Source organism: Tistlia consotensis USBA 355 (assembly GCF_900177295.1).
GTDB classification, from domain to species: domain Bacteria; phylum Pseudomonadota; class Alphaproteobacteria; order Kiloniellales; family DSM-21159; genus Tistlia; species Tistlia consotensis.
Genome location: NZ_FWZX01000012.1, coordinates 121132 through 136374 on the forward strand (window position 1 = coordinate 121132; position 15243 = coordinate 136374).

18 protein-coding genes are annotated in these 15243 nt (G+C 72.8%); 7 read left to right on the forward strand and 11 right to left on the reverse strand.

The window, feature by feature from the left end:
* Positions 1 to 10: 10 nt before the first annotated feature.
* The 6 genes from B9O00_RS15725 to B9O00_RS15750 are packed head-to-tail and all read right to left on the reverse strand — an operon-like array spanning position 11 to position 5163.
* Positions 11 to 724: an ABC transporter ATP-binding protein gene (locus tag B9O00_RS15725; protein WP_089229716.1), complete on the reverse strand. Its 714-nt coding sequence runs from the start codon at positions 722 to 724 to the stop codon at positions 11 to 13.
* Positions 724 to 1494, reverse strand: a complete 771-nt coding sequence (locus B9O00_RS15730; protein WP_085123644.1) for an ABC transporter ATP-binding protein — start codon at positions 1492 to 1494, stop codon at positions 724 to 726. The genes B9O00_RS15725 and B9O00_RS15730 overlap by 1 nt, the downstream gene beginning before the upstream one ends.
* Entirely contained in the window at positions 1487 to 2422 is a 936-nt protein-coding gene (locus tag B9O00_RS15735; protein WP_085123645.1) for a branched-chain amino acid ABC transporter permease, read from the reverse strand. Before B9O00_RS15735 ends, B9O00_RS15730 begins: the two co-directional genes overlap by 8 nt.
* 1 nt (position 2423) lies before the next feature.
* The gene (locus B9O00_RS15740; RefSeq protein ID WP_085123646.1) at positions 2424 to 3296 is read right to left on the reverse strand and encodes a branched-chain amino acid ABC transporter permease; all 873 of its coding nucleotides are present in this window, start codon (positions 3294 to 3296) and stop codon (positions 2424 to 2426) included.
* Positions 3293 to 4342, reverse strand: a complete 1050-nt coding sequence (locus tag B9O00_RS15745; protein ID WP_159460232.1) for a LacI family DNA-binding transcriptional regulator — start codon at positions 4340 to 4342, stop codon at positions 3293 to 3295. Before B9O00_RS15745 ends, B9O00_RS15740 begins: the two co-directional genes overlap by 4 nt.
* Before the next feature lie 20 nt (positions 4343 to 4362).
* On the reverse strand, positions 4363 to 5163 hold the full coding sequence (locus tag B9O00_RS15750) for an SDR family NAD(P)-dependent oxidoreductase (RefSeq protein WP_085123648.1): 801 nt from the start codon (positions 5161 to 5163) through the stop codon (positions 4363 to 4365).
* A gap of 120 nt (positions 5164 to 5283) precedes the next feature.
* On the opposite strand from B9O00_RS15750, the gene B9O00_RS15755 reads away from it, so the two are divergent.
* On the forward strand, positions 5284 to 6180 hold the full coding sequence (locus tag B9O00_RS15755) for an MBL fold metallo-hydrolase (protein WP_200808535.1): 897 nt from the start codon (positions 5284 to 5286) through the stop codon (positions 6178 to 6180).
* Here B9O00_RS15755 and B9O00_RS15760 read toward each other — a convergent pair.
* The gene (locus B9O00_RS15760) at positions 6137 to 7138 is read right to left on the reverse strand and encodes a LysR family transcriptional regulator (RefSeq protein ID WP_085123650.1); all 1002 of its coding nucleotides are present in this window, start codon (positions 7136 to 7138) and stop codon (positions 6137 to 6139) included. The two genes, B9O00_RS15755 and B9O00_RS15760, sit on opposite strands and share 44 nt — an antisense overlap.
* A 254-nt stretch (positions 7139 to 7392) precedes the next feature.
* Between B9O00_RS15760 and B9O00_RS15765 the strand changes: the two genes are divergently transcribed.
* Positions 7393 to 7971 (forward strand): cupin domain-containing protein, encoded by a 579-nt coding sequence (locus tag B9O00_RS15765; RefSeq protein ID WP_085123651.1) that lies wholly within the window; start codon positions 7393 to 7395, stop codon positions 7969 to 7971.
* Positions 7972 to 8033: 62 nt separating this feature from the next.
* Positions 8034 to 8939 (forward strand): alpha/beta hydrolase, encoded by a 906-nt coding sequence (locus tag B9O00_RS15770; protein ID WP_085123652.1) that lies wholly within the window; start codon positions 8034 to 8036, stop codon positions 8937 to 8939.
* 229 nt (positions 8940 to 9168) lie between these two features.
* On the opposite strand, the gene B9O00_RS15775 is transcribed toward B9O00_RS15770, so the two are convergent.
* Together B9O00_RS15775 and B9O00_RS15780 are read right to left on the reverse strand one after the other, a co-directional pair.
* Positions 9169 to 9702: an SRPBCC family protein gene (locus B9O00_RS15775; protein ID WP_085123653.1), complete on the reverse strand. Its 534-nt coding sequence runs from the start codon at positions 9700 to 9702 to the stop codon at positions 9169 to 9171.
* A complete protein-coding gene (locus B9O00_RS15780; protein WP_085123654.1) occupies positions 9699 to 10091 on the reverse strand; it encodes an ArsR/SmtB family transcription factor in 393 nt (130 codons plus the stop codon). The genes B9O00_RS15775 and B9O00_RS15780 overlap by 4 nt, the downstream gene beginning before the upstream one ends.
* 357 nt (positions 10092 to 10448) lie before the next feature.
* Between B9O00_RS15780 and B9O00_RS15785 the strand changes: the two genes are divergently transcribed.
* The 3 genes from B9O00_RS15785 to B9O00_RS15795 are packed head-to-tail and all read left to right on the forward strand — an operon-like array spanning position 10449 to position 12940.
* Positions 10449 to 11273, forward strand: a complete 825-nt coding sequence (locus B9O00_RS15785; RefSeq protein ID WP_085123655.1) for a phytanoyl-CoA dioxygenase family protein — start codon at positions 10449 to 10451, stop codon at positions 11271 to 11273.
* Positions 11274 to 11293: 20 nt separating this feature from the next.
* Positions 11294 to 11671 carry an oxalurate catabolism protein HpxZ gene (gene hpxZ, locus B9O00_RS15790; RefSeq protein ID WP_085123656.1) on the forward strand — a complete coding sequence of 126 codons (378 nt, stop codon included), beginning with the start codon at positions 11294 to 11296 and terminating at the stop codon, positions 11669 to 11671.
* 9 nt (positions 11672 to 11680) lie between these two features.
* A complete protein-coding gene (locus tag B9O00_RS15795) occupies positions 11681 to 12940 on the forward strand; it encodes an amidase (RefSeq protein WP_085123657.1) in 1260 nt (419 codons plus the stop codon).
* On the opposite strand, the gene B9O00_RS15800 is transcribed toward B9O00_RS15795, so the two are convergent.
* Complete coding sequence (locus B9O00_RS15800; RefSeq protein ID WP_085123658.1) at positions 12925 to 13698, reverse strand: phosphoribosyltransferase; 774 nt, start codon at positions 13696 to 13698, stop codon at positions 12925 to 12927. The genes B9O00_RS15795 and B9O00_RS15800 overlap by 16 nt on opposite strands.
* A gap of 42 nt (positions 13699 to 13740) precedes the next feature.
* Between B9O00_RS15800 and B9O00_RS15805 the strand changes: the two genes are divergently transcribed.
* The gene (locus B9O00_RS15805) at positions 13741 to 14082 is read left to right on the forward strand and encodes a Rieske (2Fe-2S) protein (protein WP_085123659.1); all 342 of its coding nucleotides are present in this window, start codon (positions 13741 to 13743) and stop codon (positions 14080 to 14082) included.
* Here the strand turns inward: B9O00_RS15805 and B9O00_RS15810 are convergent.
* The gene (locus B9O00_RS15810) at positions 14079 to 15224 is read right to left on the reverse strand and encodes an oxamate carbamoyltransferase subunit AllG family protein (RefSeq protein ID WP_159460233.1); all 1146 of its coding nucleotides are present in this window, start codon (positions 15222 to 15224) and stop codon (positions 14079 to 14081) included. The genes B9O00_RS15805 and B9O00_RS15810 overlap by 4 nt on opposite strands.
* Between the last annotated feature and the right edge of the window lie 19 nt (positions 15225 to 15243).

The window sequence follows — 15243 nt, forward strand, 5'->3', positions numbered from 1 at the left end:
CGGGGAGGCTTCACGCCGTGCCCAGGTAGGCCGACACGATCTCTTCGTTGCTCGCGAGTTCCCGCGCGGGGCCGCTCATGACGATCCGCCCCTTCTCCATGACGTGGGCGTGGTCGGAGCGGGCCAGCGCCTTGCTCGCGTTCTGCTCGACGAGGACGACGGTGATGCCGCGGTCGCGGATGGCGCCGACCAGGGCCATGATCTCGTCGATGACGAGGGGCGCCAGTCCCAGCGTCGGCTCGTCCAGCAGCAGCAGACGCGGAGCGGACATCAGGGCCCGGCCGACCGCCACCATCTGCTGCTCGCCGCCGGACAGCGTGCCGGCGAGCTGGCGCAGCCGCTCGCGGAGCCGCGGGAAGAGGGCCAGGATGTCCTCGCGGTCGCGCTTCACGCCGGCGGCGTCGCGCCGCAGGTAGGCGCCCATCGCCAAGTTCTCGGCGACGCTCAGGCCGGCGAAGAGCTGCCGCCCCTCGGGCGACAGGGCCAGGCCCGCGCGCACGATCCGGTCCGGCGCGGCGCGTCCCAGCGGGGCGCCGTCGAGCAGGATCTCGCCCCGCAGGCGGCCCGGGCAGACGCCCATGAACGCCTTCAGGAGCGACGACTTGCCGGCGCCGTTGGCGCCGAGGATGGCGACGATGCTGCCGGTCTCGATGCCGAAGGACAGGCCGTCGACGGCGCAGATGCCGCCGTAGTGGATCGAGAGGCCGCGCACTTCCAGGATCATCACGCCGCCGCCTGGCCCAGATAGGCCTCGATGACCTGGCGGTCGGCGCGGATCTCCTGCGGCGTGCCCTCTGCGATGCGGCGCCCCTGGACGACGACCACGATGCGGTCGCAGGCCGACATCACCAGGCCCATGTCGTGCTCGACCAGCAAGATCGTCATGCCGCGCTCCCGAGCCAGGTCGCGGATGGCCCGGCCCAGCGCCGCGGATTCGGCGGTGTTCATCCCGGCCGCCGGCTCGTCCATCATCAGCAGGCGCGGCCGCGCCACGAGCGCCCGCGCCAGCTCGACGCTCTTCTGGGTGCCGAAGGGCAGGTCGGCGACGACCCGGTCCCCGACCGCCTGCAGGCCCAGGGCGGCCAGCGTCTCCTCCGCCCGGGCGTAGGCGATCTCGCGGGCGCGCCGCGCCGCCGGCAGGCCGAGCAGCTCCGCGGCCCAGCCCGCGCGGTGGCCGGCGGCGCAGCCCATGGCGACGTTGTCGAGCGCGGTCAGCTCGCTGAACAGCTCGAGGTTCTGGAAGGTCCGCATCACGCCGAGACCGGCGAGCGCGTGCACGGGACGCGCCAGCAGGTCCTCGCCGAAGACGCTCACCGCGCCGGCGTCCGGCGTGGCGATCCGGGTCAGGCAGTTCAGGATCGTCGTCTTGCCGGCGCCGTTTGGCCCGATCAGGCCGCAGACGCTGCCCTCGCAGACCTCGAACGACAGGTCGTCGACGGCCCTCAGTCCCGAGAAGGCCAGGGACAGCCGCCGCACGGTCAGGGCCTCAGGCATCACCGCGCCGTCCGATCCGGGCCAGGCGGCGCGGCAGCGACGCGAGGCCGTCCGGCAGGAAGTGCATGAAGGCGACCAGCAGCGCGCCGTAGATGAACATCTGCCACTGCTCGAAGGCGCGCAGCACCTCGGGGGCGTAGGCCAGGAAGATGCCGCCCAGCAGGGCGCCGACGACCGAGTTCAGCCCGCCGACGATGGCCATCGTCAGGAAGCTCAGCGACACGACGAGGGTGAAGCTGTCGGTGCTGAGCTGGCCCAGGATCGCCCCGTAGAAGGCCCCCGAGACGCCGGTGATCGCGGCGCTGAGTGCGAAGACGAAGAGGGTCGCCCCGGCCCGGTTCACGCCGCAGCTCTGGGCCGCGACGTCCGACAGGCGCAGGGCGCTGAGGCTCAGCCCGCCGAGCGAGCGGCGCAGGTTGACGACGATCCAGACAAAGAGCGCCAGCACCGCCAGAATCAAGTAGTAGGCTTGGAAGTCGCTGCCGAGCTCGTGGCCGAACAGCGAGGGTCGACTCACGAACATGCCCTGGCGGCCGCCGGTCAGCCCGTCCCACTCGTAGAGGATGTGCACGATGACCAGCGAGAAGCCGAGGGTCGCGATCGCCAGGTAATGCCCGCGCACCCGCAGGGCCGGCAGCGCGACCAGCAGACCGACCAGGCCCGCGAGCAGGCCGGAGGCGAGCAGCGACAGGAGGAACGGCAGCGCCAGCTTCTGGACCAGGATCGCCGAGCCGTAGGCGCCGACCGCCCAGAAGCCCGCGTGGCCGATCGAGATCTGGCCGCCCAGGCCGAGCAGCAGGCCGAGACTGAGCGCGACCATCGCGTAGATCGCCGCCATGCACAGCAGATAGTGGCCGTAGGGACCGAGGAAGAGCGGCGCCGTCAGGGCCGAGGCGACCGCGGCGAGAGCCGGCAGGACAGTCCGCATCTCAGACCTTCCTCCGGGCGACTTTGACGAACAGCCCGCCCGGCCGCAGCATCAGCACCAGGATGATGAGGGCGAAGGCGAAGCTGTCCTTCAGGGTCGAGGTCGCGAGCGTGCCGACGTAGGCCTCGGTCACGCCGAGCAGCAGGCAGCCGGCGGCGGCGGCGGGCAGGCTGGTGAAGCCGCCGAGGATCGCCCCGGCGAAGCCCTTGAGGATGATCGAGATCATCATCTGCTGATCGACGAAGGTCAGCGGCGCGATCAGGATGCCGGACACGACCGAGAGGCCGGCGGCCAGCCCCCAGGAGACGGTCGCCACCCGCCCGACCTTGATGCCCATCAGGCGCGCGGCGAAGGGGTTCATGCTGGCCGCGCGCATCGCGGTGCCGTAGCGCGAATGCTCGAAGAAGAGGTAGAGCGCTGCCATCAGGACCAGGGTCACCGCGATGATGCCGAGGCTCGCGGGCGAGACGGCGGCCCCGGCGACGGCGATCGGCTCGGTCGGGAACAGCGACGGGAAGCGGTAGGGATCGAAGCCCCAGACGATCCCGGCGAGGCTGTTGAACATGAAGAACAGCCCCAGCGTCACGATCAGCACGTTGAGCGGAGGACCGTCGGAGATCGGCTTGATGAAGACGAGCTCGAGCAGGGCACCGAGCAGGAAGCCGCAGGGGAGGGCCAGCAGCAGGACCACGATCACCGGCAAGCCGGCCGCGTTCAGGGCCGACAGCGCGACGAAGGTGCCGAACATGGCGATCTCGCCCTGCGCGAAGTTCACCACGTCGGTCGCCTTGTTGATGATCACGAGGGCGAGGCCGATCAGGGCATAGATGCTGCCGACCGCGAGGCCGGACAGCAGCAGCGGCAGCCAGGTCATTGCAGGCGGCCTGCGCCGGCCGCCTCGGCGGTCCCCCGCGGCGGCGCGCAGGACGCGCGCAGCACCAGTTCGGTTGGCACCTCGAAGGAGCGGAAGGCCGAGGGCTCGGCGTCCGGGGCGGCCCCGTGCGCCTCCATCCGCTCGATCAGCAGCTCGGCCGCGCTGCGCCCGACGTGGCGCAGGTTCCAGGTGATCGCGGTGATGCCCGGGCTGTTGAAGCGGGCGAGATCGGAATCGCCGACCGTCACCAGCGACAGGTCCTGCGGTATGGCCAGTCCGCTCTCGCGGGCGTATTCCAGGACCTGCGCCAGCATCCAGGTGCTGAGCACGATCAGCGCCGTCGGGGCCTCGGGCCGCGACAGCACGCGCATCATGCAGGCGGGGATGTCGGCCCGCCGCTCGACCATCTCGATCAGCGACTCGTCGAGCGGCAGGTCCAGCCGGTCCAGCTCGGCACGATAGCCCTTGGCACGGCGCCGCGCGGCGACCAGGCCGGGCGAGGGAGTCAGCAGGCCGATGCGCCGATGCCCCAGCCCGGCGAGCTGGCGCACCGCCTGGGCCGCACCGCCGGCGTGGTCGACACAGATGGAATCGCCCCAGTCGAAATCTCGGTCGACCGCCACGACCGGCATCTCCATCCGCGCCAGCGTGTCCTGGTAGCGCTCGTGCGTCATCGGACCGGCGATCGAGATCAGGCCGTCGACGCGCCGCCCCCGGTCGGAGGTCAGGGCGGCCAGCTCCCGCTCCTCGTCGTAGCCGGTGCTGTGCACGATCATGATGTAGCCGGCCGCCAGCAGTCGCTCCTCGGCGGCGCGGACCATCTCGGCCACCAGCGGGTTCTCGATGGTCGAGACGTGGCAGGACACGGTGCGCGTGCTGAAGCCGCGCATCGCCTGCGCGGCGATGTTCAGCTCGAACCCGAGCCGGCGGGCGGCGTTCTCGACCCGCGCGCGCAGCGCCGGGCTGACGCCGTCGGCGCTGTTCAGGACCCGCGAGACGCTGCCCGGCGAGACGCCGGCCTGCCGCGCCACGTCCTTGATCGTCATTCTCGGCTCGCGCTCCGGCATCAGATGGACAGTCCCCCGTCTACGATGATCTGCGCGCCGGTCACGTAGGCCGACTCGTCCGAAGCGAAGAACAGGGCGGCATTCGCCACGTCCCAGCAGGTGCCCTGGCGGCCGATCGGGCACTTCGCGTCGCGCTCGCGCAGCTTCTCCGCCAGCTCCTCGGGCGAGAGGTGGCGATAGAGAGTGCGGATGTGCGGCGTGTCGATCATGCCCGGGATCACGACGTTGATCCGGACCTTCTGGGGCGCGTGCTCGCGCGCCATGATCCGCGAGAAGTGGTTCAGCGCCGCCTTCGAGGAGTTGTATGCGAGGAACGACGTGCCGCCCCAGCGCAGGCTCGCGGTCGAGGAGATGTTCACGATCGAGCCGCCGCCCTGGCCGGCCATCACCGGGATGACGTGCTTGCAGGCCAGGAAGACGCCCTTGATGTTCACCGCGTGGACGTTGTCCCAGGCTTCCTCCGGCGTGTCGACCGCGTTGCCGAGATACTCGATGCCGGCGTTGTTGTGCAGGACGTCGATCCGCCCGAAGGCCTCGAGCGCCGCATCGGCGGCGGCCTTGACCTGGGCGCTGCTGCGGACGTCGGCGGCGACCGCGACGGCGGTGCCGCCCTCGCCCTCGATCTCCGCGACGGTCGCCCGGGCCGCCTCGAGGTTGACGTCCGCGACGACGACGCCGGCCCCTTCCCGCGCATAGGTCAGCGCGCTGGCCTGGCCGTTGCTGTGGCCGCCGTCCCTGTTCGACGACCCGCCCCCCATGACCAGGGCAGCCTTGCCCGCCAGCCGGTGCGTCCGCGTCATCCCGTCCTCCTCGTTATCGTTTTCATACGGAGTATCTGGGAAAGAGCACTTGTGTCAATTGATGCTATGGGAAAATATGCGGCCGATGCGCAAAACGTTTTCACATCCTGGAGGGCATACGTGCAAACTGTGGATCTGGGTCGGATCACGATCGACCGAATCGTCGAGATCGACCTGCTCTGGGTCGATCCGGTCTGGTTCTACCCGAACATCACCCCGGAGATTCTCGCGCGCCAAGCCGGCTGGATGGGCCCCGGGCTCTACAGCGCCGCCGAGAACAAGCTGGCGATCAGCTTCCACAGCTTCCTGATCCGCAGCGGCGGCCTCAACATCCTGGTCGACACCTGCAACGGCAACCACAAGGAGCGGCCGACGATGCTCTGGCAGCATCGCCTCGCCTCCGACACCTACCTGCGCAACCTGGCCGCGCAGGGCCTGTCCCCCGAGGACATCCACGTCGTCATGTGCACCCACCTGCACACCGACCACGTCGGCTGGAACACACGGCTGGAGAACGGCGCCTGGGTCCCGACCTTCCCCAAGGCCCGCTACATCTTCGCCAGGAAGGAGTTCGACCACTACTGCCGGCTCCAGGAGCAGGCGCCGGACCGGCCGATCGGCCACGGCTCCTTCGCCGACAGTGTCCTGCCGGTCGTCGAGGCGGGCCTCGCCGAGCTCGTGGAAACCGATTTCAGCCTGTTCCATGAGCTCGACGAGGCGGTCGGCCTGGAGCCGTCGCACGGCCACACGCCCGGCCACGTCTTCATCTCGGCGAAGGGGCGGCACGGGTCGGCCGTCATCACCGGCGACGCGATCCACCATCCGATCCAGCTGCGCGAGCCCTCGCTGGTCAACCTCGGCGACATCGATCCGGCGCAGGCGAGCCGGACCCGCCAGGCGCTGCTGGCCCGCTGCGCCGACGACCGCACGCTGATGCTGACCTGCCATTTCCCCGCCCCGACCGCCGGATACGTCAGACGCGACGGCGACGTCTTCGACTTCGACTACCGGGAGTGAGCAGCGGTGCCTCCGGGCCCGCTCGGTCCGAGGTGCGCGCGCCCTCCGCGTCCGACACCGCCGCCCGCTCGCCGGCCGACAGCTCCCGCAGGAGCCGCCTCAGGACCGTGCGCGTGAAGGCCACGGAGGGGTGCAGGTAGCGCTCCTTGCGGCAGGCGAGCACCCTCGGCAGCTTCAGCGGCGCGATCCGGACGATCCGGAAGCGGCCGCGCCCCAGCTCGGACAGGACGCCGGAGGCCGGCAGGATCGCCAGGCCGAGCCGGCGCTCGACCAGTTCCTTGGCCACCTGGGGGCTCTCCACCCGATAGCGGACGTCGAAGGCCGGCGCCTCCTGGCGAGTCATCTCCTCGAACCAGGAGCGGCCGGTGGCCGCGCGCGTCGTGATGACGAGCGGATGGCCGGCGATCTCTTCCAGGCCCTCGACCGTCGGCGGAAGGGGGTGGTCGGCCGGGGCGAGCAGGAATACGTCCTCGAAGGCGACGAGCTCGGCGATGATGCTGTCCGAGCCGTCGCCGTGTCCGAGGATGCCGATGTCCAGCCGCTCCGCATGCAGCTGCTGCCAGAGATGGTGGCCGACCCCCTCGTAGAACTCGAACCGCAGCTTCGGATAGACGGCCGCGACCTCGCTGCTCAGACGGCCGAAGAGATGGTGGGCCAGGGTCGGCGGCGCACCGATAGACACGGTGCCGCCGGGCTCGCGCGACTGCTCCCGGACGTCAGCCTCCGCCGCCCGCCAGGCCCGCAGGATCTCGGCGGCGTGGCGGTAGAGCGTGGCGCCCTCCTCGGTCGTCTCGACGCCCTTCGAGTGGCGGATCAGGAGCGGCGCGCCGAGCGAATCCTCCAGCGCGCGAACGCTCTTGCTCAGGGCCGGCTGGGCGACGCGCAGCCGCTCCGAGGCCCGGTGCAGGCTGCCCGCCTCCACGATCGCCTGGAAATAGCGAAGCTTCCTGAGGTCCATCGCTCGTGCCCGTCACTGCCATTCCCGATCGATATAGCAGAACCCGGGCGGAAGGGCTCCGGCTCTCCCCGGGGGCGCCACGCGACAGCCCCGGGGTTTCGGCCGGCCAGGCAGCGGCCCGGTGGCCGGCGGCGTCAGCGCCGGTGGCAGCGCTCTGGCGATAACGAATCGGAATTGCTTCCGCCCTGCCATTGTATTGGAAGCTGCGAGAGCGCTCTGACACCTTCCGGCTGCTTGGACAGGGAGGAGACCCCATGAAGACGATCACCCCGAGCGTCGAGGAGATGGAAGCCCGGCTGGCACGCTTCGGCGACCTGAAGCCCTACGGCAAGGACTTCGCCGACTCGATCGGCGTACCGGAAGCGGTCTTCAAGCAGCTGACCGCCGACAAGGTCTACACGATCATGACGCCGGCGAACTACCAGGGGCGCAGCAAGAACGCTCCGGTGAAGGGCGTGGCCGGGGCCGTCGTCAACATCGCCGAGTGCCCGCCGAAGAACGGTCCCGGCCTGCACGTCCACGAGCAGACCGTCGAGAACTTCTTCTGCCTGTCCGGCTCCTTCGACATCATCTGGGGCGACGACGAGGAGCACAGCCTGACGCTCGAGCCACTCGACTTCATCTCGATTCCGCCCGGGGTCGCGCGCAGGTTCTACAACAAGAGCGACGAGATCGGCCGCCTGCTCGTGATCATCCAGCCGGTGAACGAAGAGCAGAAGGACCGTGTCGCCTATGCGCCGCGGGTCGCCGACGACATGGCCTCGACCTTCGGCCCGGCAATCATCGAGAAGCTCGAGACCATCGGCTTCCACTTCGACGCCGGTCAGGAGTGAGGGGCCGGTCGGCCGCGGAGGTCGCGGCAGGCCGGCCGTCGCGCAGGGACGGACTCGGCGAAATGCTGGCGACCGACATCGCCGCGCCGACCGGCCGCCCGGGCGAGACGCTCCACCTCCGCCGCGTCGACGGCGGCGGCGGCGGGGACGGGCGTCCGCCGGTCCTCTTCCTGCACGGCTCGACCGTGCCGGCGAGCGTCGCCTTCGCCAGCCGCTTCGACGGCCTCAGCTTCCTGGAGCTCGCCGCGGCGCAGGGCCTCGACGCCTGGTCGCTCGATTTCCGAGGCTTCGGCCGGTCTTTCCGGCCGGACGGCTCGACCGGCCCGGTGACCTCGACCGGCGACGCCGTCTCCGACGTGGAGGCCAGCGTCGCGCACATCCTGGCCGAGACCGGCGCGACGCAGCTCGACCTAGTCGGCTGGTCCTGGGGCGCGACCGTGGCCGGCAGCTTCGCCGCCGGCCGCAGCCCGCGACTGCGCCGGCTGGTGCTGATCGCACCGCAATGGCTCCGCGACACCCCCTCGCCGCTGCTGAAAGATCCCGCGGTCCTGGAGAGCGGCTACCGTGCTGTCGTGCCCGAGGCCGTCGCGGCCCGCTGGATCGGCGGCCTTCCGGAGCAGCTGGCCGACCAGGTGACGCGGAACGGCTGGGATCGCATCCTGGCCGCGGCCCTGGCCGAAGAGGCGAGCGGCGCTGGGCTGGCGCCGAACGGACCGCTGCGCGAGATCCACCGGAACTGGTCCGGCGGCCTGCCGGTCTACGCCCCCCGACTGATCGAGGTTCCGGTGCGCGTCCTGGTCGGCAGCGACGACCGGGAGACGCCGCCCCCGACGGTGCGCGGCCTCTTCGCGGAGCTCGTCCGGCACCCGGACGCCCAGCTGCTGGAGATCTCCGGCGCCTCGCACTTCGTGCCGCTCGAGCCGAAGCGGGAGCAGGTGGTCCACTTCATCGCCGGCTTCCTCGGCTGAGGCGTCGCCTCGACCGGCGAGCGGGGCTGCCCCTGGCCAAGAAGCCGGGCTGCGCCCCGCAGGAGGGGCCGCTGGGCCCCTTCGCCGCCACCGACCCCATGCGGCAGACCAGCGTCCCCGGTGTCTTCGCCTGCGGCGACGCGGGGCGCGGCGCACCGCTCGCCGGTCTTCGGATGAAGCGAAGGCCCCGCCGGGCGAACCGGGCGGGGCCTCTCCGCCCACAGGCCGCTCAGCCCGGAATCCGCCGCTCGTACTCCGGCTTGAGGGCGCTCCAGCGGTCCCAGAAGGGCTCGGGCTCGCTGCCGGAGAGGCGGGCGGCCAGAATGTCGAGGTGGGCGTGCCAGCCGGCGCCGACCTTGAGCGAGGTCGGGCGGTCGGGCAGGCGGCGGTGGATCACGGTCAGCAGTACCTTCTCGCCGCGCGGCTCCAGCTCGAAGGAGACCTCGCCGGCGCCGCCGAAGGTGAAGGCGAGGCGGCGCGGCGGCTCGAATTCCAGGATCCGGCTCTCGATGCGGTGCTCGGCCCCGAAGCCCTCGGGCCGCTCGCCCGGCGGGTCGGTCAGCTCGTCGTTGCGCCAGGTGAGCGCGAAGGCGCCGCCGACCGCCGCCGGCATCTCGCCGGCCGCCAGCCAGCGGCAGCGCAGGTCGCTGTCGGTGAGATAGGCCCAGACGCGCTCGGCGGTGCCGGGCAGCAGGCGCTGGATCTTCAGGGTCGCCGGCTCGATCAGGCTGCCGTAGCCGTCCAGGGTCGCGGTCTCGGTCATGACTCGTCTCCTTCGGGGGATTGCGGGGCGGAAGGATTCTCGCGGGTGGCGGAGCTCTCGGCGGCCTCCTGGCGCAGCAGCGCGTCGAGGACGTCCAGACGCCCGGTCCAGAAGCGCTCGTAGAAGCCCAGCCAGTCGTGGGCGCTGGCCAGGGGGCCGGGCTCGAGGCGGCAGAGGTGGGTCCGGCCGCGCACCTCGCGGCGGACCAGCCCGGCCTTCTCGAGCGCCTTGACGTGCTTCGAGGCGGCCGCGAGGGACATCTCGAAGGGCTCGGCGAGCTGGCCGACCGTCCGCTCGCCGCCGGCCAGCGCGCGGAGCATCCGCCGCCGCGTGGCGTCGCCGAGGGCGTGGAAGACGGTGTCCAGGTCGGGGGTCTGTTGTTCAACCATGCGGTTGAATATAGCGGCGGGCAGGAAGCCTGTCAACCGAATGGTTGAATGATATCGCCCGGTGGCGGCTCAGGACCGGCCCGGCGCCACCTCCTCGCGGGTAGCGCCCCGCTCTTCGTCCCCGCCCGCTAAACCGGCAGGCGGGCGCAGCGGCTGCCCAGTTCTTCGGCAGGCGGCGGCGGCGCGGCGCGGCGGTGGCCGGAGAGAATCGTTGTACCTGCTACCGTTTGCCCGGATGGGTGCGGCTGGCACGCAACTTGCGACGCCCGCGGCGTCGCGACCAGCGAGGACTGGGCCCATGCAGCGTCTTTCGGCTTCGACCCTCCGCCATGCCCGTGAACCGGGCCGAGGCCGGCCGTGACGGGGCTGACGCAAGATGAAGCCGCGCGCTTCGAGGCCGAGGGCTACTTCCTGAAAGGCCGGGCGATCACGGCCGACCACGCGGCCGACTGCCGGCGGCGCATCGAGGCGATGGAGGAGGCGCTCGGCGAAGAGTGCAACATCCGCATGAAGATCAAGGCGCACGTGGTCTCGCCCTGGATGGTCGACTTGGCGCGCCACCCGGCGATCCTCGACGCCGTCGAATCGCTGCTCGGGCCGGACATCCTGCTGTTCGGCTCCTCGATGTTCGCCAAGGCCGCGGCGAGCCCCAAGTTCGTCTCCTGGCACCAGGACTCGGCCTACTACGGCCTGACCCCCAACGAGTCGGTGACCGCCTGGCTGGCCTTCACGCCGAGCGACCGCTCGAACGGCTGCCTCCGGGTCCTGCCCGGCTCGCACCGCGGCGTCGACTACGAGCACGACGAGACCTACGACCCGGAGAACCTGCTGGCCCGCGGCCAGACGATCCGCGGCATCGACGACGAGCGCGCGGTCTACCTGGAGCTGGAGCCGGGCGAGTTCTCGCTGCACCACGTGCGCACCGCCCACGGCAGCCTGGGCAACCCGAGCGGCGACCGGCGCATCGGCCTCGCCTTCTTCTACATGGCCGCCCAGGTCGACTCGACCCTGGGCCGGCGCAGCGCCCTCCTGGTGCGCGGCGAGGACCGCCACGGCCACTGGGACCCCGACCCGCTGCCGCGCACCGACCTCGACCCCGTGACCCTGCAGTACCTGACCGACATGTGGACCCGCTACCAGAGCAAGGAGGTCCGCCAGGCCGCCCTGGCGGGCAAGCTCTGACCGGCCAGGCGCGCGTGGCGATGGAGATCAACCACCCCGAGACCCTGGCCGAGGTGACCGCGGCCTTCCTGGCCTACGAGAAGGCCCTGGTGACCAACGACCTGGCGGCGCTCGACGGCTTCTTCTGGGAGAGCGGGTTCGTGCTGCGTTACGGCGTCGGCGAGGAGCTCTACGGCATCGAGGCGATCCGCGCCTTCCGCTCCGACCGCCCGACCGGCGACCTGGACCGCGACCTGGTCCGCCAGGTCGTCACCACCTTCGGCCGCGACTTCGCGACGGCCAACGCCCAGTACCGGCGCCGCAGGTCCGGCGCCGAGGGCCGGGTCAGCCAGACCTGGGTCCGGCTGCCCGAGGGCTGGCGCATCGTCGCGGCCCACGTCAGCGCAGCCAAGAGATGAGGTAGGCCGATGGACCGGCTGAACGGCCTGCTGCTGAAGCTGCGCAACGGCACCGAGCCGGCGCCGGCCGACCGGGCCCGGGCCTTCGTCGAGCGCTTCGAGCTGCCGGGCGCGTCCCAGGGCCCGCTCGCCGGCCTCTCCTTCGCCGCCAAGGACGTCTTCGACGTCGCCGGCCACAGGACCGGCTGCGGCAACCCGACCTGGGCGGCGACGCACCCGCCGGCCGCGGCCCACGCCGCCGCCGTCGAGGCCTGCCTGGAGGCCGGCGCGAGCCTGCGCGGCAAGACCCACACCGACGAACTGGCCTACAGCCTGATGGGGGTCAACGCCCACCACGGCACGCCGCTCAACGGCGCCGCGCCGGGCCGCGTGCCCGGCGGCTCCTCCTCCGGCTCGGCGGCGGCGACGGCGGCCGGCCTGGTCGATTTCGCCCTGGGCAGCGATACCGGCGGCTCGGTGCGCCTGCCCGCCTCCTTCTGCGGCCTCTACGGCCTGCGCACGACCCACGGCCGGGTCGCCCGCGAAGGCATGGCGCCGCTGGCGCCGAGCTTCGACGTGGTCGGCTGGCTGGCGCGCACCGCCTGGATCCTGGAGACCGTGACCAAGGGCCTCGGCCTCGGCGGCCGGCGCAGCCCGGGCCGGCCGCGCCTGCTGGTCGCGAGCGACGCCTGGGCGCTGGCCGAGCGGCCGACCGCCCGCGCGCTCAAGCCGGTGGTCGACCGGCTGGAGGACCTGCTCGGCCCGGCGACCGCCGTCAGCCTGGCCGGCGACTCGCTCGCCGGGGAATCGCTCGCCGAGTGGCGCGAGACCTTCCGGATCTGCCAGGCCGCCGAGGTCTGGCAGGCCCACGGCGCCTGGATCGAGGCCAATGCGCCGGACTTCGGCCCCGGCGTCGCCGAGCGCTTCGCCGCCGCCAGCCGGGTCACGGCAGCCGAGCGCGCCGAGGCCGGGGCCCGGCGCGCCGCGATCCGCCGGCGCCTGACCGGCCTGCTCGGCGCCGACGGCCTTCTGGTCCTGCCGACCGCGCCCGGGCCGGCGCCGCTGCTCACGGCCGGGGCGGCCGAGCTCGACAGCTTTCGCGCCCGGGCCCTGGAGCTGCTCTGCCCAGCCGGGCTGGCCGGCCTGCCGCAGGTCTCGATCCCGGCCGGCCTCGCCGGCGGCGCGCCGGTCGGCCTGTCGCTGCTCGGCCCGGCCGGCGCCGACGGCACGCTGACCGAGATCGCCGCCAGCCTGGAGCTGTTCCTGATGGTGCCCTACGCGCCGGTCTGACGGCCGTCGCCGGCGGCCTCGTCCAGCGTGCCGGGGATCGGCATCCAGCCGTCCTCGACCCGCTCGAACAGCGGCCCGGCGAAGACTCCGCGGACCAGGGCCGGCAGCGCCGGGTCGTGCCCGGCCAGGCGCGCGCGCCAGGCGACGCCCTGGCGCATCGCCACGACCACGCCGGCGAGACGGCAGTCGAGCCGCCCGAGCAGGCTGAGGGCCGAGACCAGGGTCGAGCCGCTCGAGACCGCGTCGTCGACCACCACGACCCGGCGCCCGGCGAGGCGCGGCAGCAGGTTCGGATCGACGTAGAGCGACTTGGCACCGCCGGGGCTGGTGATCGAGCGCACCGGCTCCGACAGCGCCTCGCGGTACCAGAACTTCCGGGAGTAGCCGAAGGGCAGGTAGCTGGCCTGCCCGAGCCGCCGGGCGACGAGCGGCGCGAGGACCAGCCCCAGGGTCGGCAGCCCGACGATCGCCTCGGCGCCGGCCGCGCGCGCGAGCCCGGCCATGAAGTCCGCCAGCGTCTCGCAGACGGCGAAGCTCGCCTGGTTGGCGATCAGCGAGGCGACGGCGCGGCCGCGCCCCTCGCCCGGAGTCGCCGGCAGCCGGCGCAGCGGCAGCACCAGGATCCGCCCGTCGGGCAGTCGCGCCGGATAGCCGTAGCGGTAGGGCGCCACCGCCCGGCCGGCCGGGTCGTCCGCCGGCAGGATCGCCTGCCAGGAGTCCGTGGTCGGCCGGACGAAGTCGTCGCCGGCGCCGGTCACGGAGTCGCCCTCGCGGGATCGCCCGGGCTATAGGATGCCGCCATGACCGACCTCCCCACCGGCTGGCAGGCCGTCGCGACGCTGCAGGACCTGCCGGCCGAGGGCCTGCACGAGATCGTCGTCGGCCGGCACCTCGTCCTGCTGGTCCGCCGCGGCGGCGCGCTGCTCGCCGTCCAGGGACTCTGCCCGCACCAGGCGGCGCGGCTGGTCGGCGGCCGGCTCGACGATCAGGGCTGGCTGCACTGCCCGCACCACCAGGCCCGCTTCCGGCTCGCCGACGGCGCCTGCGGACCGGGCTGGCGGCTGCCGGCGCTGCGCCGCTTCGAGACGCGGGTCGAGGCCGGCATGGTCCTGCTGCCCGATCCCCTGGCGCCGCTGCCCTAGCCTTCCGGCCAGGGCGCGATGCCGCGGCCGACCAGGCCCTCGCCCTGCGCACCGACCATGCCGAGCATGATGCCGAGGCAGCGGCGCGTCCGGGTCAGGTCGAGGCCGAGCTTCAGGCCCTCGAAGGGCAAGGCCGGATGCGGACCGACGAAGGCGGCGTGCGCCTCGACCCCGTAGTAGGCCGGATCGACGAAGCCCCTGAGGCCGGCGCCGAGCTCCGGCGCGAAGCGCAGGCAGGCCGCGCCGAGGCCGAGGGCGTCGAGCACCGCGCTGTCGCCGATCGCCGGCAAAGGGCTGCTCGCCTCGTGGCCGGGCAGGCGCGGCCCGACCGGCCGCGTCGCCGGCGCCGTCCGCCAGCGGCCGGGCTCGCCGGCCAGCTTCCAGCCGAGGTCGCGGCCGTTGCCGCCGCTGGCGACGACCAGGTCGCTGCCCGCGATTCCGGCGCCGGCGCCGATCATCAGCGCCGCCGCGGCCATCAGGACGTTCAGCACGAACTGGCTGGCCCTGGCGAGATAGGCCTCGCTGGCCGGCGCGAGCGGTCCCCCGAAGAAGCCCGGGACGGCTTCCTGCGCGGCGGTCAGCCGGCCGTGCAGCTCGTCGCCGCCGGCGAGGCCGCGCGCGATCACCGGCAGCAGCGGCAGGGGGCCCGCGAGCCGGGCCGCCAGGTCCGGGCCGACGGCGGCGGTCAGCTCGCGCAGGATCGCACGCCCGGCCGGCCGGCCGCCGCCGAGCCGGAGCGCGTCGGGCAGCGGCCCGTCGTTGAGCGGCGAGAAGGCGCGGCGCTCGGGGGCGCAGGCGTCGCGCACCTCCAGGCAGAAGACGCTCGGGCCGACCACGAAGGCGAGCGGCGTGACCAGGCCGATGTCCTGGGCCGGGGCGAGCCGGATCTCTCCGGCGGCGAGCGCGGCGGGCAGCTCCCCGCCCCCGGCGATCCAGCCCTCGTGCAGCGCCGCCGCGGCGACGCCGTTCGCGAGCGGCAGCGGCAGGTCCGCCGGATCGGCGAAGGGTGGCCCGGCGTGGAACAGCGTGCGTCCGGGCAGGCCGGGGACCAGCTCGGCGAGCGGCGCGATGCGCGACAGCTCGGGCTCGACCGCGATCAGCCGCGCGAACGACCGCTCGGTCGCCGGGGAGGAGCCACTCACGGCCGCTCCCTCCCCAATC